Annotated in this window: 15 protein-coding genes; 12 read left to right on the top strand and 3 right to left on the bottom strand. The window is 61.3% G+C overall.

What is annotated here, in order from left to right:
* Window positions 1–80: 80 nt before the first annotated feature.
* Window positions 81–1784: a group II intron reverse transcriptase/maturase gene (gene ltrA / locus CLU90_RS16635; protein ID WP_100429492.1), complete on the bottom strand. Its 1704-nt coding sequence runs from the start codon at window positions 1782–1784 to the stop codon at window positions 81–83.
* Window positions 1785–2929: 1145 nt separating this feature from the next.
* Between ltrA and CLU90_RS16630 the strand changes: the two genes are divergently transcribed.
* From CLU90_RS16630 to rsmA, 4 genes are all read left to right on the top strand, one after another.
* Window positions 2930–5170, top strand: a complete 2241-nt coding sequence (locus tag CLU90_RS16630; protein WP_100428439.1) for an LPS-assembly protein LptD — start codon at window positions 2930–2932, stop codon at window positions 5168–5170.
* Between the two features lie 103 nt (window positions 5171–5273).
* Window positions 5274–6668, top strand: coding sequence for a peptidylprolyl isomerase (locus CLU90_RS16625; RefSeq protein ID WP_232731233.1), 1395 nt, complete (start codon window positions 5274–5276; stop codon window positions 6666–6668).
* Window positions 6669–6687: 19 nt separating this feature from the next.
* Window positions 6688–7743 carry a 4-hydroxythreonine-4-phosphate dehydrogenase PdxA gene (gene pdxA, locus CLU90_RS16620; RefSeq protein ID WP_100428437.1) on the top strand — a complete coding sequence of 352 codons (1056 nt, stop codon included), beginning with the start codon at window positions 6688–6690 and terminating at the stop codon, window positions 7741–7743.
* Between the two features lie 100 nt (window positions 7744–7843).
* Complete coding sequence (gene rsmA, locus CLU90_RS16615; protein WP_100428436.1) at window positions 7844–8623, top strand: 16S rRNA (adenine(1518)-N(6)/adenine(1519)-N(6))-dimethyltransferase RsmA; 780 nt, start codon at window positions 7844–7846, stop codon at window positions 8621–8623.
* 92 nt (window positions 8624–8715) lie between these two features.
* Here the strand turns inward: rsmA and CLU90_RS16610 are convergent, their stop codons facing one another.
* Window positions 8716–9633 carry a LysR family transcriptional regulator gene (locus CLU90_RS16610; protein WP_100428435.1) on the bottom strand — a complete coding sequence of 306 codons (918 nt, stop codon included), beginning with the start codon at window positions 9631–9633 and terminating at the stop codon, window positions 8716–8718.
* 240 nt (window positions 9634–9873) lie between these two features.
* Here CLU90_RS16610 and CLU90_RS16605 point away from each other — a divergent pair, with 240 nt between their 5' ends.
* From CLU90_RS16605 to CLU90_RS16575, 7 genes are read left to right on the top strand one after another with little or no spacing between them, the layout of a single operon-like run.
* Complete coding sequence (locus CLU90_RS16605; RefSeq protein WP_092711982.1) at window positions 9874–10977, top strand: porin; 1104 nt, start codon at window positions 9874–9876, stop codon at window positions 10975–10977.
* 57 nt (window positions 10978–11034) lie between these two features.
* Window positions 11035–12057 (top strand): ABC transporter substrate-binding protein, encoded by a 1023-nt coding sequence (locus CLU90_RS16600; protein WP_232731232.1) that lies wholly within the window; start codon window positions 11035–11037, stop codon window positions 12055–12057.
* Between the two features lie 21 nt (window positions 12058–12078).
* A complete protein-coding gene (locus CLU90_RS16595) occupies window positions 12079–12918 on the top strand; it encodes an ABC transporter permease (protein ID WP_092711979.1) in 840 nt (279 codons plus the stop codon).
* Window positions 12915–13694, top strand: a complete 780-nt coding sequence (locus CLU90_RS16590; RefSeq protein ID WP_034778814.1) for an ABC transporter permease — start codon at window positions 12915–12917, stop codon at window positions 13692–13694. Before CLU90_RS16595 ends, CLU90_RS16590 begins: the two co-directional genes overlap by 4 nt.
* An 11-nt stretch (window positions 13695–13705) precedes the next feature.
* Entirely contained in the window at window positions 13706–14737 is a 1032-nt protein-coding gene (locus tag CLU90_RS16585; protein WP_100428433.1) for an ABC transporter ATP-binding protein, read from the top strand.
* A gap of 17 nt (window positions 14738–14754) precedes the next feature.
* Window positions 14755–15699 (top strand): nucleoside hydrolase, encoded by a 945-nt coding sequence (locus tag CLU90_RS16580; RefSeq protein WP_232731231.1) that lies wholly within the window; start codon window positions 14755–14757, stop codon window positions 15697–15699.
* Between the two features lie 25 nt (window positions 15700–15724).
* The gene (locus tag CLU90_RS16575; protein WP_100428432.1) at window positions 15725–16780 is read left to right on the top strand and encodes an adenosine deaminase family protein; all 1056 of its coding nucleotides are present in this window, start codon (window positions 15725–15727) and stop codon (window positions 16778–16780) included.
* Between the two features lies 1 nt (window position 16781).
* Here CLU90_RS16575 and CLU90_RS16570 read toward each other — a convergent pair whose 3' ends face one another.
* On the bottom strand, window positions 16782–18164 hold the full coding sequence (locus CLU90_RS16570) for a short-chain fatty acyl-CoA regulator family protein (RefSeq protein ID WP_100428431.1): 1383 nt from the start codon (window positions 18162–18164) through the stop codon (window positions 16782–16784).
* Window positions 18165–18321: 157 nt separating this feature from the next.
* Between CLU90_RS16570 and CLU90_RS16565 the strand changes: the two genes are divergently transcribed.
* Complete coding sequence (locus CLU90_RS16565) at window positions 18322–19830, top strand: CoA-acylating methylmalonate-semialdehyde dehydrogenase (RefSeq protein ID WP_232731230.1); 1509 nt, start codon at window positions 18322–18324, stop codon at window positions 19828–19830.
* Window positions 19831–19833 lie beyond the last annotated feature (3 nt).

The following is a 19833-nucleotide window of genomic DNA, read 5'->3' as shown; positions in this document are numbered from 1 at the left end:
ACCCCATTGCTGGAAGCTCTCCCCCCTAAGAACCGTGCGTGCGACTTTCACCGCACACGGCTCAAGCATAATAAAAGTCCCTATGCAGGGACCGGCTTCGCAACGTGTAAATCGTTTGCGTGCACATTTATATGGCAATTTGGGTGCAATAATACGCGATTTCCAAGGGCCTCGGAACCACCTGCCACACGGTATTCCATGTGGTGGTCATGCCATCCGGTTTCCATGTTCATCTCGTATCCACACAGAGCGCACAAGCCACGTTGGTCGAGGTAGAGCTTGGCCCACTCACGCCGGTAAGACATGTTTTTCAACATGCGTTCCTGCCGAAGGGTTTCGCCGTACAGTTCCCATTGCGGATCGTAGGGGTGATAGCCGCCCTTGATTTTCGTGTGGCGCAGAATCGCCGTACCTGGTAACGAGTACAGTTCCTTCATGGCCTTATTGCCATTCTTTGTGACAACGTCCGCTGCAAACACCCGATTTCCACTCTCGGTTGGGCGCCAGTATCGGTCGCGTATCCAACTGTCGGTTTTCTTCGGATGCCTGCGCATGGCCCAGCGACGAAGCCGCCAGTACAGCAGCGACTCCATCGTCGAAAACGCCTCCTTGGCGACTACAGGGCTGTGATATTGCGCCCAGCCCCGCAGCATGGGGTTCAGCAATCGAATGAGATTCTCCTGCTTCGCCCCGATGTTTTCGCTGATCGTCTTCCTCAGCTTTTCATAGAACGTTTTCATGTTCTTCTTACTTGGCTTGATGAGTAGTGTCCCGGAATATTTTCGGAAGTTCCACCCCAGGAAGTCGAAGCCCTCATCGATGTGCACGAGCTTGGTTTTGGCACTGGACAGTCGCAATCCCCTGACTGCAAGGAATGCTTCGATCCATGGCCTGATTTCCGTTTCCAGCAATTCCTTCGATCCACTGGTAACGACAAAATCGTCCGCATATCGCACGACACCGACTTTGAGCTTGCCTGCCTTTGACTTGCCGAATTTCGCACCGAGGTGCGCAATCAGTTCAGTCTCCAGCCCGTTCAACGTCCAATTCGCAAGGGCAGGGCTGATGATGCCGCCCTGTGGCGTTCCAGCTGTGGTTGCCATCAATTGCTTCCGGTCAATTACCCCGGATTTCAGCCATTTAGACAGGATCGACTTATCCATGAAGACATTGTCGACCAGCCATTGATGGTTGATATTGTCGAAAAAACCTTCGATATCCGCATCCAACACCCAGGTTGCCGAGACTTTCCGGCAGGTCTGGAGAAAAATTTGCGACATCGCATCGGCCGTTGAGCGATTTTTGCGAAACCCGTATGAGTTGGGATCACTCAGCGTTTCCAAGACCGGATCCAAGGCCAGCAGGTGAAGCGCCTGCATCGCCCGGTCCCGCATGGTAGGGATGCCCAGTGGGCGCATCTTTCCATTTGACTTGGGAATAAAGACCCTCCGTAATGGCAGGGGCCGATAGCCTTGTTTCTTCAACTGCGCAATGGCAGCGAACTTCTGCGTTGCTGAGTCCCACAACTGCTGGTCCACGCCTGCGGTTCGTTTGCCTTGATTCTCTGTCACTCGTTTGACTGCCAGCGCCTTCGCGCTGAACGAGTGGGTTAGCCACCTTTGCAGCGCTTTCGCCCTGCGCCAGTCGCCTTCCTGTGTAGCCTTCGTTAATCGATGCTGCATGGCTCTCACGTTGCGTTGTACGAGCCGCCAGTTGATGGCGACCCATTCGGTTGGCACGTGCGAGGACGCAGAACCGGCAAGACTGCTGGCGGTTACTTTCATGCTGAACCTCGTGTAGTTGCTCCGACGAGACACAGCGCATCCCCGAAGGGTGAGCTGCATCCCTTCGGGGTGGTTGAAAATGATGACTGCCTGGAGCCAGTACAGTCGTATGACGACTATTACACCAGATGGAAGTGGGCACCCTTTCAGGCCGGGACAAATCTTGAATCCCTATCCGGACCATTACAGCCCGGCATTCGCTTTCTCCATCCTCCTCTACCCGCTCCCCCAAGGGCGTGCCTTGCGGTTTGCTTGCCGCTATCTCGGTTCTTTGATCGAGCGGCAGGGAATCGGGCTTACCACGTTCCCAACGATATCGACGCGACAGCTACATCGCGACTGGCTGTTTAGGGCCCATCTTTCCCCCGGTGGCTGAATGACGACGTATCCCCAGAATCCACGGAGATAGCCAGCCACGTAACGTTTGGTTTAGGCCTGTCAGCAGCTTTGGCCTATTAATATTTACGAGGGTTCAAACGATGGTTCACATAACATTGCCCTTGCAGCACTCACCTAGCCCCTGGACCGCATCGCTGCTCGCAGTCTCCAGCCAGGCGTTCGCACGCCGGGCTGCCGAAAAAGAATGGGGGTACGTTGTCCCTGAGGCTTTGCACCCCGCCGTTACCGGCGACGCACACTCAAGTAGGTGACAGATGGTCGTACATCCGGTCATGGCAGCAGTTGCAACACTGAAGCATGACAAGATATCGAAGAGTTTCACTCGGGTATGACTCGGCTGAGAGAAAACCGAGTCTTGCAGAAAACTGTTGAAATATAGAAAATTGTAAGCAAATGTAAAATATCTACAAGCTTTGCAAATAAACTACAGTTTCAATGTTTTGTGTAATCAAAAACAGGCAAAGGGATAGCTACTCGCCGGTGATGCGGCGGGCGTATAAGACTGACAAGCCACGTTCTCGCAGCGTGTCTTGTCTTGCCAAGAATGGGTACTCCGGGGAGCCCCTCACTGTTTTATCACTGGTAAACCAGTGATTTGCCTGCGCAGTTCCTGCGCTGCTAGCCGTTACTGCTACGTTGCGACCGGGGCCAGCTACCCGAGCTTTAAGGCGTGTCGCACAGATTCCCATATAATAAGGGATTCAAATCAAAAAATCGCCTGTCATGGTGCTTGCCCCTTCCAATTCATGAGCTGGTTTTCGGCCTCCCCCCCTTCGCAGCGCTGGGCTTTCGCCATCAGCGCGCTCGTCGCCGCCACGACGGTGCCTGTCCACGCCCAGAAAGCACCGCGTCCGGTGCATGTTGAAGATCCCGACGCGCCCACCGTCATGACGGCGAACAGCATGAACGGTCGCCCCGAAAGGGAGGTCAATCTCGACCAGAATGTCGTGATTGAGCGCGGAAAAACCACAAAAATGACGGCCGATACAGCTTGTTACAAACAAGTTGAAGATCAGTTCGACGCCGAGGGCCATATCAAGATGTGGCGTTTCGGCGATTACTACACGGGCGACGTCTTGAAGCTGAACATGGATACCGGCAAGGGTTTCCTGCTCAACCCGACGTACCGCTTCGCAGTGGGCGGCGGCCAGGGCAAGGCCGAGCGCGTCGACTTCATCAATCCCGACGAAGCCAATGTCATCGACGGCACGTACAGCACTTGCGAAGGGCCGAATCCGGACTGGTACCTGAAATCGAGCACCTTGAACCTCGATACGGGCCGCGACGTGGGCACCGGCAGCAAGACCATCATCTATTTCAAGGACGTGCCGATCCTGGGCACGCCCGGTATCTCGTTCTCGCTGTCGGGCGCGCGCCGCTCGGGCTGGCTGGCGCCCACGCCGGGCTTTGCCTCGAAGAACGGTTTCGAGTTGCTGATGCCGTACTACGTGAACATCGCACCGAACCGCGACCTGACGCTGTTCCCCCGCTACATCCAGCGGCGCGGCATCCAGCTCGGTGCGACGGGCCGCTACATGGGCGAGACGGATGCCGGCCTGTACCAGGGCGAAACGTCGTTTGAGTTCTTGCCTAACGACAAGCAGACCAAGACCAACCGCTACATGATCAAGTCCAAGCATGAGCAGGCGCTGGCCAAGGGCTGGAGTTACAGCTGGGACTTGCGCGAGGCGTCCGACAATAATTACCCGAACGATTTTTCGAAAACCGTCGCCACCGCCACCGAGCGCCAGTTGCTGCGCGAATTGCGCACCGATTACCGCACCGAGGACTGGAGCCTGACGGCGCGCGTGCAGAATTACCAGGTGCTGCAGGATCCCGATCCCAACGTGGTCGTGCCGCGCCCGTATGACCGCTTGCCGGCGGTGAACTTCCACGCTGGCAAATACGACGTCTGGGGCGGCTTCGACTGGACCTTCGACGCGGAAGCGACGCGCTTCGCGCATCCGACCCTGGTGCAAGGCTCGCGCCTCGTGGCCGTGCCGCAGGTGAGTTTTCCCATCATGCGCCCTGGCTACTTCATCACGCCCAAGCTGATGCTCAATGCCAGCGCGTATCAGCTCGACAATGACGCCCGGACCAAGGCGCTGCTGTTCAAGACGACCTCGTTTACGCGCGCCGTGCCGACACTCTCGGTCGACAGCGGCCTGGTGTTTGAACGCGACACGAATCTGTTCGGCGCCAAGGGCGGCACGCAAACCCTGGAGCCGCGCCTGTTCTATGTTTACACGCCGTACCGCGACCAGTCGCAGTTTCCGAAGTTTGATACGGCCGAGGGCACGTTCAACCTGACGCAGATCTTCACGGAAAACCGTTTTGTCGGCAGCGACCGTATCGGTGACGCCAACCAGGTCACGGCCGCCGTCGTCTCGCGCTTCCTGCAGTCGGACGGCACGGAGCGCATGCGCCTGACCTTCGGCCAGCGTTTCTATTTTGCCGACCAGCGCGTGCAGCTCAATTCGACGACGCCCGTCAACCAGTCGCGTTCGGATATCCTGCTGGCGGCGACGGGCCGCGTGTCCGAGACTTGGACCGCCGACAGTCTGGTGCAGTACAATCCCAGCGATCGCAGGCTGATGAGCTACAACTACACCTTGCAATATCAGCCCGGTGCCAAGAAAGTATTGAATTTCAGCAACCGTTTTCAGCGTGATGTCCTGCGCAACGCGGAAGTATCGACGCAATGGCCGTTGACGGACCGCTTGTATGGCGTGGGCCGCATCAGTTACTCCATCAAGGATCGCAGCATGCTGGAAAGCCTGGTCGGCCTGGAATACAAGGGCGACTGCTGGGTGTTCCGCATGGGAGCGCAGCGTTTCGTGACGACGACCAAGACTGTCTCGACGCCGATCTTCTTCCAGCTGGAATTGACGGGCTTGTCGAATGGCCTGGGCCTGGGCGCGAATGGCCTGGAAACTTTTACAAAAACCATCCCTGGTTACCAGACATTGAGCCAGCCACTCCGTTAAGATAGGCACCGTTGCCGCCGCCGGTGTTCCCGGCGCTGGCACAAACCGGTTTTTTTATTCACCCGAACTCATGAGCGCTCTACACATTATGCGTAATGCCAGTATGCACCAACTCAAAATTGCAACGGTTTTGTTGTGCGCCATTTCCGGCGCCACGACCAGTAGTGTCTGGGCGCAACAGGCTGCGCCAGCTCCTGCGGCCAAGCCCGCTGCCGCCGCCCCAGCACCGGTCAAGGGCTTCACGCCACCCGCGTCGAGCAGTGGCCAGACCATCGATTCCATCGCCGTCGTCGTCAATGATGATGTGATCACGCGCAATGAAGTGGCGGCCCGCATCAAGAGCGTGGAGCAGCGCATGAAGGCGCAGAACATACCGCTTCCCGACCCTGCCGACCTGCGCCGTCAATTGCTCGAACGTATGATCGTCGAGCGTGCGCAAATGCAGCTGGCCAAGGAAATGGGCGTGCGCGTGGATGACCTGACCCTGGACCGCGCGATAGGCCGTATTGCTGAACAGCAAAAGATGACGGTGCAAGAACTGCGCAACCAGATGGAAAAAGAAGGCACGCCGTTTGCGACCTTCCGCGAAGAAATCCGCGATGAAATCATCATGCAGCGCCTGCGCGAGCACGAAGTCGACGCCAAGATCCAGATTTCCGATTCCGAAGTGGATAACTTCCTGGAAGCGGAAAAAGCGGCGGCCAGCGAACAGGTCGAGATGAACCTGGCGCAGATTCTCGTGCGCATTCCGGAAAACTCCAGCCCCGAACAGATCGCCGCCCGCCGCGCGCGCGCCGAAGAAGTCAGCCGCCAGCTGCGCACGGGCGCTGATTTCGCCAAGATGGCCGCCACCTATTCCGACGCCAGCGATGCGCTGAGCGGCGGCGATATCGGCTGGCGCCAGAGCGACCGTCTGCCACCCCTGTTCACGGAGCAATTGCTGAAATTGAAGCCGGGGCAGATCACGCCCATCATCAAGAGCAACACGGGCTTCCATATCCTGAAGCTGGTGGACCGCCGCAGCGCCGCCGAGGCGCAAGCCGTCGCCGCCGTGCAGCAGACGCATGCCCGCCACATCCTGCTGAAAGTGACGCCGACCCTGTCGGCGGCCGAAGCCAAGCGTAAATTGCTGGAACTGAAAGAGCGTCTCGATAACAAGGCCGCCAAGTTCGAAGACCTGGCCCGCTTGTTCTCGAACGACGGTTCCGCTGCCAAGGGCGGCGACCTGGGCTGGCTGTATCCGGGCGACACCGTGCCGGAATTCGAGACGGCGATGAATGCGCTGAAACCGGGCGAGGTGAGCCAGCCGATCGAATCGAGCTTTGGCTTCCACCTGATCGAAGTGCTGGAACGCAAGAGCGACGACGTATCGAAAGAGAAGCAGCGCGCCGCCGCCCGCAATGCCTTGCGCGAACGCAAGCTGGAAGAAGCGACGGAAAACTGGGCGCGCGAAGTGCGTGACCGTGCTTACGTCGAATTCCGCGCGGACGACCAGTAATGCCGCTGATTGATTGCGCATGAGTAATTTGCCCCTTGCACGCCGCCCGGCCATCGCCATTACCTGTGGCGAACCGGCCGGTGTCGGCCCGGAAATTTCAATCCGCGCCGCCTGGGCCATGCGCGATGAGGTCAACTGCATCCTGCTGGGCGACGCCGCCTTCCTGGCGCTGACGGCCAGCCTGATCGACCCGGACATCCGGCTGGCGGCGCTGTCGCTGCAAGCCGTGCGCAACAGCGGCTTGCCCCAGTTCGGCCCCGGCCGCCTGGCCGTGATCGATATTCCCACGGTGAACAACGTCATCCCCGGCGTGCTGGACAAGGAAAACGGGCGCTCCGTGCTCGCTACCCTGGATGCGGCCGTGGAAGGCATCGAAGCGGGCTGGTTTGGCGCCATGGTCACGGCGCCCTTGCAAAAAAGCACGATCAACGACGCTGGCGTGGCTTTTTCCGGCCATACGGAATACCTGGCGGAAAAAACCGGCACGCCGCAAGTGGTGATGATGCTGGCCGGTGAACCCGGCCATGGCGAGCCGACCCTGCGCGTGGCGCTGGCCACCACGCATCTTCCGTTGAAGGACGTGTCCGCCGCCATCACCATGGACAGCCTGGCCGTCACCCTCGACATCCTCCAGGCGGATTTGCAACAGAAATTCGGCATCGCCGCGCCGCGCATCCTCGTCACCGGCCTGAACCCGCACGCGGGCGAGGGTGGTTACCTGGGCCGCGAGGAAATCGATGTCATCGCCCCGGCGATTGCTGCGGCGCAAGCGCGCGGCATCGATGCGCGCGGACCGTATCCGGCCGACACCCTGTTCCAGCAAAAATACCTGGCCGATGCCGACTGCGTGCTGGCCATGTACCACGACCAAGGCTTGCCCGTGCTGAAATACGCGACCTTCGGGCGCGGCATCAATATCACCCTGGGCTTGCCGCTGATACGCACCTCGGTCGACCACGGCACGGCGCTGGACCTGGCCGCGCAAGGGTTGGGCCTGGCTGATTGCCACAGCATGGAGCAAGCCTTGCAAACGGCGCTCGACATGCTGCGCGCCAGCAGCCCGACCAGAGCATAGAGCGTAGGTCGGGTTAGCCGGCACGGCGTAACCCGACGCTGCCTGCTCAACCGATTCCGCCGGCCTGTGCCGGCTTTACCGCATTAATAGAAAACACATTATGAAACACGTTGCCCGCAAACGCTTTGGCCAGAACTTCCTGCATGACCGCTTCGTCCTCGACGACATCACGGCCGCCATCGGGCCGCAGGCGGACGATGCCATGGTCGAGATCGGCCCCGGCCTGGGCGCCATGACGGAGCAGCTGCTGCGTCACCTGAAACAGATGCACGTGGTCGAGCTGGACCGCGACCTGATCGTGCGCCTGGAAAAAACGTTCAATCCGGCCAAGCTGACCATCCACTCGGGCGACGCGCTGAAATTCGATTTCGCGCAAATCCCCGTGCCGGCCGGTCAGAAGCTGCGCATCGTGGGCAATTTGCCGTACAACATTTCCAGCCCGCTGCTGTTCCATCTGGCGGACTTCGCGCCGCTGGTGCAAGACCAGCATTTCATGCTGCAAAAGGAAGTCGTCGAACGCATGGTGGCCGAGCCGGGCAGCAAGGCGTATGGCCGCCTGTCCGTGATGCTGCAGTGGCGCTACAAAATGTCGCTGCTGTTCATCGTGCCGCCGACGGCCTTCGATCCGCCGCCCAAAGTGGAGTCGGCCATCGTGCGCATGATCCCCGTGGCCGAGCGCCTGGCGTGCGACCAGGAAACCCTGGAAGCCGTCGTCATGAAGGCCTTCTCGCAGCGGCGCAAGGTGATCCGCAATTGCCTGGCCGGGATGTTTACGGAAGAGCAGATCAAGGCGGCCGGCATCGACCCGACCCTGCGTCCGGAAACTGTGGGCTTGGAGCAGTATGTAGCCCTGGCGAATTTGCTCAAAGCACCGCAGTAATCCCAGGGACTGGGGGCAGACCCTCTCCACCACCAGCGTCTGAGCAGGCGCCGATGTGAGCGGGGGTCTGACCCCGGCAGTGCTGGCTTAACTTAAAACCACTGGTCGACCTGCTGCAAATCCTGCCGCAGCGCTGAAAAACAGTCGTCCACATGGTGGTTGCGGCTGATTTCATTGCGCCGCATCAGGGCGATCTTGCGCTTGCACGTGGGCTGGCGCAGCGGCGCCACGTGCAGCTCCTCGTCGTTGAGGAAGGTCGTGTACAGGCTGGGCATGATGCCCACGGCGATGCCGGCGCGCACCACGCCGTACAGCGATTCGCTATGTATCATCTGGTACAGGCTCGACGGGCTCAAGCCATGCTGGCGCAGCGCGCTCGAGGCGAACTCCCAGATGCTGCCCTTGGTAAACACGACGATTTCCTGGCCCGCCAGCTGGTCCCAGCGCACTTCCTTGAGCGGCGCCAGCGCATGGCGTCCCGCCGTCACCAGCACCAGCTCGTCTTCGAACAGGCCCACGCTTTCCAGCGAGACGGAACCGGGCACTTCGATGCCCACGCAAAAGTCCAGCTGGCCTGAATGCAGGGCGTGCAGCAAGCCGTCGTTGGGCATGTCCGACAGGACGATTTCCACTTCATCACCATGCTGCTCGCAGTAGCGGGCCACGACGACGGCCGTCATCGCCATGGCCGACGGGATGGCGCCGATGCGGATGCGGTGCCGGCCGCTGCCGATGGCGCGCTGGATATCGGCAAAGGTATTGCTTGCCGTATTCAATAAATGCGTGGCGTAGTCGAGCGCCAGTTTTCCCTCGCGCGTCAGTTCCAGCTGGTGGGTTGTGCGGTTAAACAACTTTTTTCCCAGCTGATTTTCCAGCAGCTTGATCGATGCGCTCAGGGCCGGCTGGGTCACGCACAATTCCTGTGCAGCCTTGCTGAAGCTGTTTACCCGGGCGAGGGTGGCAAACGCTTGCAAATGTCGTAAGGAAATCTTCTTGCTCAGTTCATGCATGGCTTTGTTTATCAAAAAAAGTAATGGATTTATAAAAATAAACAAATTTTCTTATCCTGCAATTTACCATATTCTGGACTGGTCTTGACTTGTCTTGAAGGCAACAATCTTCAGAGAAGCGCTTGCCAGGCGGCGCCGGTACTCGCGGCAGCGGGCCATGCAAGGGACGCATCAATACAATAATTCCAAAAAAACTCAGGGTTTATTCTTTTTTTTAGGGTGGCGGCGATGAACAAATGGATGACTGGAACGATGGTGGTGGGGGGCTTGCTGGCGGCGCACGGCGTGGCGCAGGCGCAAAGCAGCGTGCAAGTGTATGGCTTGCTGTCGGCCGGTATCGGCTATGTATCGGATGAAGGCAAGGGCAGCCGCACGCATGCGCTGAGCGGCACGAATCAGAATCCCCGCATCGGTTTCCGCGGCCAGGAAGACCTGGGCGACGGCACCAAGGCCGTCTTCGTGCTGGAAAACGGTTTTAACGTCATGACGGGCACGGCCTCGCAAAGCGGCCGTCTGTTCGGCCGCCAGTCGTATGTGGGTCTGTCCAGCAACGACAAGGGCACCCTGACCTTGGGCCGCCAGTACGAAGCCGTCAAGGATCTGCTGGGCCCCGTGGTCATCGCCAGTAACGGCGTGCACATCGGCGACAACGACAATGGCTACAACAACCTGCGCGTGCAAAATGCCGTCAAGTATGTCAGCCCGAACATCAGCAATCTGTCGTTTACGGGCTTGTACGGCTTCAGCGAAAATCCGGAAGACTCGAACCGCAACCGCGTCTACAGCATGGGCGCCGGCTACAAGGTCGACGCCTTCAGCTGGGCCGTCGCCTACACCAAGATGGATCGCCCGAACAGCCCGGACGCGCCGAATGGCGCCATCGGCAATGACTACGCCAGCTCTCTGTTGATCTTCAACAAGAGCGCCGTCAAGGGCGCCGGCGTGGACAGCCAGGCCATTGCCGGCACGGGAGGCTTTTATAATGTGGGCAAGACCAAGTTTGGCGCGCTGTACACCAACGTGCGCTACCACTACCTGGATCAAAGCAATCTGACCTTGCAAAACGTGGACCTGAACGTGAACCACAAGCTGACGGAAGCGTTGAACCTGGGCGCCTCGTATTTCTATACCACCGGTAAATACGACGTGATCAACAAGACGCCGAAATGGCATCAGGTCAACTTCCAGGCCGATTACTTCCTGTCCAAGCGCACCGATGTCGCCATCACCTGGAGCTACCAGAAAGCGGCGGGTGACGCGACGTTCGCCCGCGTGTTCGGCTTCGGCGCCTCGGGCGGCAAGACGCAAAGTGTCCTGATCGCCGGCATGCGGCATTATTTCTGACTCTGATTCATCTTTACAGGCGCTGCCCCCCAGCGCCGCCCCCTGAAAGGAAGCATCTTGAAAAAGCACCTCATGTTGGCGTTGAGCCTAGGCTTGCTGGCCAACGCCGCCCACGCGGAAAAACGCGAGCTGGTCATTTCGGCCTATCCGATCGCCCAGCCCTTGTTCATGAAGTATGTGTACGAGCCGTTCAAGGCCAAATGCGGGTGCGATATCAAGGTGGAAACGGGGAATAACGCGGACCGCATCGCCAAGCTGGTGGTGCACGCCAAGAACCCGGTGATCGACCTGGTGCTGCTGTCCGATTCCGGCATGCTGGAAGCGGCGCAAAAAGGCGTGATCCAGCCCATGGATTACTCCAAGCTGAGCAATTACAAAGCCCTGTACGACGTGGCGAAAAACCCCATCGGCGGCAACTACGCCGTCGGCTACACCCTGTACTCGGTGGGACTGGTGTACCGCAGCGACAAGATCGCCCCGCTGACGTCGTGGAAGGACCTGTGGCGCCCCGAACTGAAGGGCCGCGTGGCCTTCCCCGACGTGAGCACCACGCAGGGGCCGTTGATGCTGCGCATGGCCGATGCGGCCTGGGGCGGCAAGACGGACGACTACGCGACCGGTTTTGCGAAGATCGTCGGCATGAAGGGCAACGTCGTCACGTTCTCGAAGAACAGCGCGCAGCTGGCGGCATTGTTCGCCCAGGATGAAATCTGGGCCGCGCCCGTGGCGCGCTTTACGTGGTCGCAAATGCTCAAGACGGGCCTGCCCCTGAAGTGGAGCATCCCGGCCGAAGGCCAGGCGGCCGGCATGAACGTGATGGGCATCGTCGCCGGTTCGAAGAATGCGGACCTGGCCTACCAGCTGATGGATTTCTGGCTGTCCAAGGAAGTGCAGACGCAGCTGGCGACCAACCTGGTCGACTCGCCCGTCAACAAGGACGTGCGCCTGTCCGTGGCCGCCGCGCAATTCAATACCTATGGCGCCGACCAGATCAATTCGCTGAAATTCGTCAAGCCGGAAACCATCATCAAGCAGCGCGGCAACTGGATGACGCAGTGGAACAAGGCCATGAGCAAATAGTGGTGACGAGGAGAGAACACCATGTTTGCTGATCCAAAAAAGCGCCTGGGACTGCTGCTGGTCCTGCCGGCGCTGATCTTTATCGTCGTCTGCTTCCTGCTGCCCGTGCTGGCCTTGCTGGTCGACGCCTTCCGCGTCGGCGACGGCATGCAGTGGGGCGTCGACCGCTTCATCGACTTCTTCTCGCAGGAATTCAACCGCACCATTTTCTGGCGCACCCTGCGCATCGCCGCGCTGGTGACCCTGGCGGCCATCCTCCTCGGCTACCCGGCCGCGCAAGCCGTGGCGCGCGTGTCGCCGAAGTGGCGCGGACTGGTGGTGGGCATGATGATATTGCCGCTGATGGTCTCGCCGATCGCGCGCACCTACGCCTGGATCGTGTTGCTGGGGCGCAATGGCGCCCTCAACGCGGCGCTCGTCAACATGGGTTTCACGGAGGAGCCGCTGCGTTTGCTGTTCAGCGAGTTCGCCGTCTTTGTCGGCCTGCTGCAATTGCTGCTGCCATTGATGCTGATGTCCTTGGCGGGCGCGCTGGAAAACCTGCCGCGCGACGTGGAACCGGCCGCCGCCACCCTGGGCGCCAATCCATGGCAAGTGTTTTGCAAGGTCACCCTGCCGCTGACGCAGGAAGGCCTGGTTGTCGGCGGCACCCTGGTCTTTACGGGCTGCGTGACGGCCTATGTGACGCCGGCCCTGCTGGGCGGCACCAAGGTGCTGATGCTGGAAACGCTGCTGTACCAGAAGGTCAGCGTGGAGAGCGACTTTGGCGCGGCGAATGTGATCGCCGTCATCCTCGTCTGCATGACCCTGCTGGTCAACGCCGGCCTTAAACGTATTTCCTCGAGCCGGAGCTCCGTATGAAAGAAAGCTTGTTTTCGCGCGCCGTCCTGTGGCTGGTGTTCCTGTTCCTGCTGGGGCCTTTCGCCATCGTCGTACTGGCCGGTTTTTCCGGCGGCGAGACGCTGGCCTTTCCGCCCGAGTCCTACTCGCTGCGCTGGATCATCGAAGTGTGGTCGGCGCCCGAGTTCCGCCGCGCCTTCCAGACCAGCCTGGAAATCGGCCTGATCGCTACCGTCATCGCGCTGCTGCTGGGCATCCCCGTCGCGTATGCGTTTTCGCGCATGCCGCCACCGGGCATCGGGGCCATCCGGCAAATCCTGACGTCGCCGCTGATCATTCCCGCCATCCTCGTCGGCCTGGGCTTGCTGCACCACCTGGTCCTGACGATCAACGCGCCCGTCTACGTGGGCCTGCTGATCGGCCATATCGCGCTGTTGATACCGTATTCGGTGCGCGTGGTGTACGCCAGCCTGGTCAACCTGCGCGTGGATATCGAGGATGCCGCGATCACCCTGGGCGCGTCGCGCCTGCGGGCCTTCTTCATGATCGTGCTGCCGAATATCCGCAACGCCGTGATCGCCGCCTTCTTCCTCGCCTTCGTCACCTCGTTCAACCAGGTGCCCGTCTCGCTGTTCCTCACGGGCCCCGGCATCAGCACCTTGCCGATCGAGATGCTGGGCCATATGGAAAACAGCTTCGATCCGTCGATCGCTGCCCTGTCGACCTTGCTGGTCTTGTTCACCATGGCCTTCGTGATGGTGACCGAGAAGGTGCTGGGCATTTCTAAATACATGTAAGAGAACACACCATGAGTTATCTGGAACTGCACAAGCTGAACCTCGGCTACGCCAAGAACACGACGTCCGTGAAAGACCTGGACCTGCACGTCGAGCAGGGCGAACTGATTTCCCTGCTGGGCCCCAGCGGCTGCGGCAAGACCACCACCATGCGCGCGATTGCCGGCCTGATACCGCTGCAGTCGGGCCGCATCATTCTGGACGGCCGCGAGATCGGCAAGCTGGCGCCGAACAAGCGCAATATCGGCATGGTCTTCCAGTCGTATGCGCTGTTCCCGCACCTGAACGTGTACGACAACATCGCCTTTGGCCTGCGCCTGCGCAAGGTCGCGCCGGCCCTGCTGAAAACGAAAGTGGAAGCCGTGATCGCCGCCGTGGGCCTGACCGGTTTCGAGACGCGCTTGCCGGCGCAGATGTCGGGCGGCCAGCAGCAGCGCGTGGCGCTGGCGCGCGCCATCGTCGTCGAACCGGCCCTGCTGCTGCTCGATGAACCGCTGTCGAACCTGGACGCCAAGCTGCGCGTGCAGATGCGCGCCGAGCTGCGCCGCATCCAGCGCGAACTGGGCATCACCATGCTGTACGTGACGCATGACCAGGAAGAGGCGCTGGCCCTGTCCGACCGCATCGTCGTCATGAACGGCGGGCGCATCGAGCAACTGGCCGCGCCGGAAGCCGTGTTCAACACGCCGTCGACGCGCTTCGTTGCCAACTTCATGGGTTTTGAAAACCTGTTCGATTACCGCGACGGCGCGCTGCACCACGCTGGCGCCAGCCTGCCGTATACGTCTCCCGTCGCCGCCGGCACCACGGTGCTGGGCTGGCGTCCGGACAAGGTGCGCGTCTGTGCCGCCGACGACGTTGCAGGCCAATACCCGGGCACCGTGCTGGCACGCGGCTTCCTCGGTGACACCGTTGAATACCTGCTGCAAACGCCGCTGGGCCAGGTCAAGGGCATTTGCGCGGCCGGCGGCGCCGCCTGGCGCGAAGGCACGGCCGTCTCCTTCGTGCTGCCGGCCGACAGCGCCCTGTGGCTGGGTGCCTAACCTCGTTTGGAACCATCATGGACAAACCCTTGAAAAAAATCTGGCTCGATACCGATCCCGGTTTCGACGACTGGCTGACGATGCTGCTCCTGGGCAGCAATCCCGATATCGAGTGGCTGGGCGTGAGCGTGGTGGCGGGCAATGCGCCCGTCGCCATCACCTACGACAACGCCTTGCGCATCAAGGCCCATGACGGCTTGGCGGTACCGATCTACCGCGGCTGCGACCAGCCGCTGGCCGGCGTCATCGAAACGGCGCAGCGCATCCTCGGCGACAGCGGCATGCCGACGACGGGCGAGATCCTGCCGCCCGGCGCCGCCACGGACGCTGCCGGCCACGCCGTCGATGCGCTGATCGCCGCCGTGCGCAAGCATCCCGGCCAGATCACCATCATGGCGATTGCGCCGATGACGAATCTGGCAACCGCCTTGAGCCGCGCGCCCGACATCGCCGAAAAAATCGTCGAAATCATTTTGATGGGCGGCTCGACCGACCAGGGCAACCACACGGCGGCGGCCGAATTCAATATCTATGCGGATCCGGAAGCGGCCGCCCAGGTGTTCAAGGCCGGCATCCCGCTGCGCATGTTCGGCTTGAACCTGTGCCGCCAGCTCTTGGTGACGAATGCGGAAGTGCGGCAGCTGCGCGCCATCGGCACGCCGCGCGCGCAGCTTTTGTCCGGCTACCTGGAAGCGTATGTGCGCATCCGCAGTACCGACGGTTCCGTGCCCATGCCCATGTACGACCCCGTCGTGGCGCTGTACCTGGAAGCGCCGCAGTTGTTCCAGTTCCAGAGCGCCCACGTGGCCATCGAATTGACGGGCGAACTGACGCGCGGCATGACGGTGTGCGAGTTTCGCGTGCCGCGCCGCGCCACCATCAACACGCAGGTGGCGATGCTGGCCGACGGGCCGGCCGCCATCGCGTTGCTGATGCAGCGCCTGACCGGCATTCTCGCCTGATCCACTTCATTACGAAACGAGCTTCATGTCTAATTCCCCCCTGAGCATCGAACAGTTTTTACGCGCCATGCCGAAAGTGGAGCTGCATTGCCATTTGTTCGGCACGGTGCGCCAGGCAACCTTCCGCGCGCTGGCCGCCAAGACGGGCAATGTCGTCACCCCCGAGGAAATCGACGCGTTCTATACGCGCGGCGACAAGCCCGTCGGCGTGCTGCGCGTGTTGCGCGCGCTCGACGCGCACCTGATCGTCTCGCCGACCGATCTGTATTGCCTGGCCTACGAATATCTGGAAGACGCGCATGGCCACGGCGTGCGCTATGCGGAGTTTTTCTGGAACCCGACCGGCACCGTGCGCGTGTCGGGCATCCGTTACGAATCGGCGCAAGACGCCATCGTGGCCGCCATCCGCGACGCGCAGCGCGACTTCGGCGTGATCGGCCGTTTGATCCCCAGCATCGACCGCGAAGCGGCTCCCGCCGAAGCCGTGCAGATGGTGGAATGGATGAAGGCCTACCGCGCGCCGGAAGTCATCGGCATCGGCATCGACTACCGTGAAAACGACCGCCCGCCGGAACTCTTCATCGAAGCCTACCGCGCCGCGCGCGCAGCCGGCTTCAAATGCACGGCGCATGCGGGCGAATTCGGCATGCCGTGGATGAACGTGGAGACGGCCATCGAACAGCTGCGGGTGGACCGGGTCGACCATGGCTATACGATCGTCGACAATCCGCAACTGGCGCAGCGCTGCGTGGAGCGCGGTCTCGTATTTACGGTCGTGCCGACCAATTCGTATTACTTGCGCACCCTGGCGCCCGAGCGCTGGGCGCTCGATCACCCGATTCGCGCCATGGCCAAGCTGGGCCTGAAACTGCATCCGAACACGGACGATCCGACCCTGCACCACGTGACGCCGACGGGCGCCTGGATGATGATGCGCGAATTCGGCTTCGGCCTCGACGACATGCGCGGCTTCATGTTGAATGGCCTGGACGCGGCCTGGATAGACGAGTCCACGCGGCGCGACTGGCGCGTGGAGTTTGCGAGCGAGTTCGACGCGCTGCGCGCCCGGGTCGTCGAGTAAATCAGGCTGACGCTGGCGGCGGCGCCAGCAGCGACGGAAACGCCCGCTGCGGGCAGCTTTGGCGCTCGCACACCTTGCAGCCCGTGCCGATCGGCGTGGCGCTGGAAGGATCGTGCAGATCGAGTCCCTTTGAATAGATCAGCCGGTGCGCCTGCGAGATGTCGCAGCCCAGCGCCACGGCAAACGTCTTGCCCGGTGCGCGAAAGCCCGGCGACGCCGTGCTGACCTGGCGCGCGATCCACAGATAGGTGCAGCCGTCCGGCATGCTGGCCACTTGCGTGAGCACCTGGCCCGGATGGCTGAAGGCGTCGTAGACGATCCACAGCGGGCAGGTGCCGCCCACTCTCGAGAAATGAAAGTCCGTGGCCGACTGGCGCTTCGAGACATTGCCCGCGCGGTCGACCCGCACGAAGAAAAACGGCAGCCCCGCCGCATCGGGGCGCTGCATGGTGCTCAGGCGGTGGCACACGGCTTCGAAGCCCACGCCGAACTGGTGCGCCAGGCGCTCGATATCGTAGGCGCGCGTTTCCGCCGCCTGCAGGAAGCGCTGATACGGCATCAGCAGGGCGCCCGCAAAATAATTCGAGAACGCCAGGCGCGCGCCCGTTTGCGCGGCCGCGCCGGACAATCCCGCCGCCAGCACGAGAGCGTCGATCAAGTCGCTGTGCTCGAGCAGGCTGATTTGCGCCGCCATCTGGAAGGCGCGCTGGCCGCCCGTCAGAGTGTCGGGCAGCCATAAAATCTGTTGCTGGGCGTCGTAGCGGTGCTTGCGCACCATGCCCGCGTCGCCATCGGACAAGCGCACTGCGATGCCATGGCGTTCCTGCAGCCGGCCTTGCAGCGCGTCGAGCGTGCGCAGGGCGGGATCGAGTTCGCCCGCCACCAGTTCCGCCGCCCGGTCCAGTTCATCGATGTAGTTTTGCCGCCGGTTCAGGTATTCGCGCACTTCCTCGTCCGTGGACGGGGCCGCCGAGCTGGCGCCGCGGCTGCCGTCGTCGAGGCGCGCGGCCAGGGTATCGGCCCGCTCCGCCATCACGCGGTAGCGCCGCTGCAGCAGCAAAATCGAGCGGGCCAGTTCCGGCATGTTTTCCACCAGCATCTTGAGTTCCGCCATCGAGGTGGGCGGCGCGTCCGGCAATTCGCCGAACACGTCGCGCACGTCGGCCACCAGGCTGGCGCTGTCGTGTTCGGAAAAGATTTGCGGATCGACCCCCAGCACCGTGCCGATGCGCAGCAAAATAGGCACCGTCAGCGGACGCTGGTTGCGCTCCATCTGGTTCAGGTAGCTGGGGGAAATGCCCAGGGACTTGGCCAGCGCCACCTGCGTCATGCGCCGTTCCTCGCGCAGCCGCTGCAGGCGCACGCCCATGAAAACCTTTGCCATCGCGTTTCCTCTTCCCCGGTTTGTGGAGTCTGCAAATTTACAATCTTTGCAGATTAACAGATTCAGCTTTGCATTATCTCGCATTTTCACGCCTTGTTCGCGGCGGCGGTTGTGCGAATAATGCAAACAGACCTATACCCCAATGAGGAGACACCGAGTGACCACGCAAAACACTATTCCGACCGTTCCACTGTTGATCAACGGCGAGTGGGTTGAATCCCAAACCACCGTCTGGCGCGACGTCGTCAACCCGGCCACGCAGGAAGTTCTGGCCAAGGTGCCGTTTGCCACGCCGGACGAAGTCAACGCGGCCATCGCCTCGGCCCAGCGCGCCTTCAAAACCTGGCGCAAGACGCCGATCGGCGCGCGCGCCCGCATTTTCCTCAAATTGCAGCAGCTGATCCGCGAAAACATGGCCGACCTGGCCGCCACCTTGACGATGGAACAGGGCAAGACCTTGCTCGACGCGGAAGGCGACGTCTTCCGTGGCCTGGAAGTGGTGGAACATGCCGCCAATATCGGCACGTTGCAAATGGGCGAATACGCGCAAAACGTGGCCGGCGGCGTCGATACCTACAGCGTGATGCAGCCGCTGGGTGTGTGCGCCGGCATTACCCCGTTCAATTTCCCCGCCATGATCCCGCTGTGGATGTTCCCGATGGCAATTGCCTGCGGCAATACTTTCGTGTTGAAACCATCGGAGCAAGACCCGCTCGTGACGGAAAAACTCGTGCGCCTGGCCTTGCAGGCGGGCATCCCGGCTGGCGTGCTGAACGTGATCCACGGCGGCGAAGACGTCGTCAACGCCCTGTGCGACCACCGGGACATCAAGGCGATCTCGTTCGTGGGCTCGAGCAAGGTGGGCACGCATGTGTACCAGCGCGCCAGCCTGAACGGCAAGCGCGCGCAATGCATGATGGGCGCCAAGAACCACGCCGTCGTCTTGCCGGATGCAAATAAAGAACAGACCTTGAACCAGTTGCTGGGTGCGGGCTTCGGTGCCGCCGGCCAGCGCTGCATGGCCGCCTCCGTCGCCGTGCTGGTGGGCGAAGCGCGCGAGTGGCTGCCGGAACTGGCCGCCAAGGCGCAAACGTTGACCGTGGGCGCGGGCAAGGACAATCCCGACCTCGGTCCCGTCATTTCCTGCGCCGCCAAGGAGCGCGTGCATAGCCTCGTCGCCAAGGGCATCGAACAGGGCGCCGTGCTGACCCTCGATGGCCGCGACGTGAAAGTCGATGGCTATCCGAACGGTAACTTCGTGGGACCGACGATTCTGTCCGGCGTGAAACCCGGCATGGTCGTGTATGACCAGGAAATCTTTGGACCCGTCCTGATCGTCGTCGAAGTCGACACCCTGGGTGAAGCGATCGCCCTCGTGAACGCGAATCCGAACGGCAATGGCACGGCGCTGTTTACGCAAAGCGGCGCGGCCGCGCGCTACTTCCAGGAAGAAATCGACGTGGGCCAGGTCGGCATCAACGTGCCCATTCCCGTGCCCGTTCCCCTGTTCAGCTTTACGGGTTCGCGCGGCTCCAAGTTGGGCGACCTGGGCCCTTTCGGCAAGCAAGTCGTGCTGTTTTACACGCAGACGCAAACGATTACCCAGCGCTGGTTTACGGACGCGGCCTCGGTGGGCAAGGTCAACACCACCATCAGCCTCAAATAAGGA

It is taken from the genome of Janthinobacterium sp. 67 (assembly GCF_002797895.1).
Classification (GTDB): Bacteria; Pseudomonadota; Gammaproteobacteria; order Burkholderiales; family Burkholderiaceae_D; genus Janthinobacterium.
Note: the sequence above shows the minus strand (reverse complement) of the source record. Positions and strands in the feature narration are given on the sequence as shown.

What these genes read in the sequence shown, in the direction of transcription:
- ltrA (WP_100429492.1), bottom strand. Translation starts at nt 1,784, where the DNA reads ATGAAAGTAACCGCCAGCAGTCTTGCCGGTTCTGCGTCCTCGCACGTG.
- CLU90_RS16630 (WP_100428439.1), top strand. Translation starts at nt 2,930, where the DNA reads ATGAGCTGGTTTTCGGCCTCCCCCCCTTCGCAGCGCTGGGCTTTCGCC.
- CLU90_RS16625 (WP_232731233.1), top strand. Translation starts at nt 5,274, where the DNA reads ATGCACCAACTCAAAATTGCAACGGTTTTGTTGTGCGCCATTTCCGGC.
- pdxA (WP_100428437.1), top strand. Translation starts at nt 6,688, where the DNA reads ATGAGTAATTTGCCCCTTGCACGCCGCCCGGCCATCGCCATTACCTGT.
- rsmA (WP_100428436.1), top strand. Translation starts at nt 7,844, where the DNA reads ATGAAACACGTTGCCCGCAAACGCTTTGGCCAGAACTTCCTGCATGAC.
- CLU90_RS16610 (WP_100428435.1), bottom strand. Translation starts at nt 9,633, where the DNA reads ATGCATGAACTGAGCAAGAAGATTTCCTTACGACATTTGCAAGCGTTT.
- CLU90_RS16605 (WP_092711982.1), top strand. Translation starts at nt 9,874, where the DNA reads ATGACTGGAACGATGGTGGTGGGGGGCTTGCTGGCGGCGCACGGCGTG.
- CLU90_RS16595 (WP_092711979.1), top strand. Translation starts at nt 12,079, where the DNA reads ATGTTTGCTGATCCAAAAAAGCGCCTGGGACTGCTGCTGGTCCTGCCG.
- CLU90_RS16590 (WP_034778814.1), top strand. Translation starts at nt 12,915, where the DNA reads ATGAAAGAAAGCTTGTTTTCGCGCGCCGTCCTGTGGCTGGTGTTCCTG.
- CLU90_RS16585 (WP_100428433.1), top strand. Translation starts at nt 13,706, where the DNA reads ATGAGTTATCTGGAACTGCACAAGCTGAACCTCGGCTACGCCAAGAAC.
- CLU90_RS16580 (WP_232731231.1), top strand. Translation starts at nt 14,755, where the DNA reads ATGGACAAACCCTTGAAAAAAATCTGGCTCGATACCGATCCCGGTTTC.
- CLU90_RS16575 (WP_100428432.1), top strand. Translation starts at nt 15,725, where the DNA reads ATGTCTAATTCCCCCCTGAGCATCGAACAGTTTTTACGCGCCATGCCG.
- CLU90_RS16570 (WP_100428431.1), bottom strand. Translation starts at nt 18,164, where the DNA reads ATGGCAAAGGTTTTCATGGGCGTGCGCCTGCAGCGGCTGCGCGAGGAA.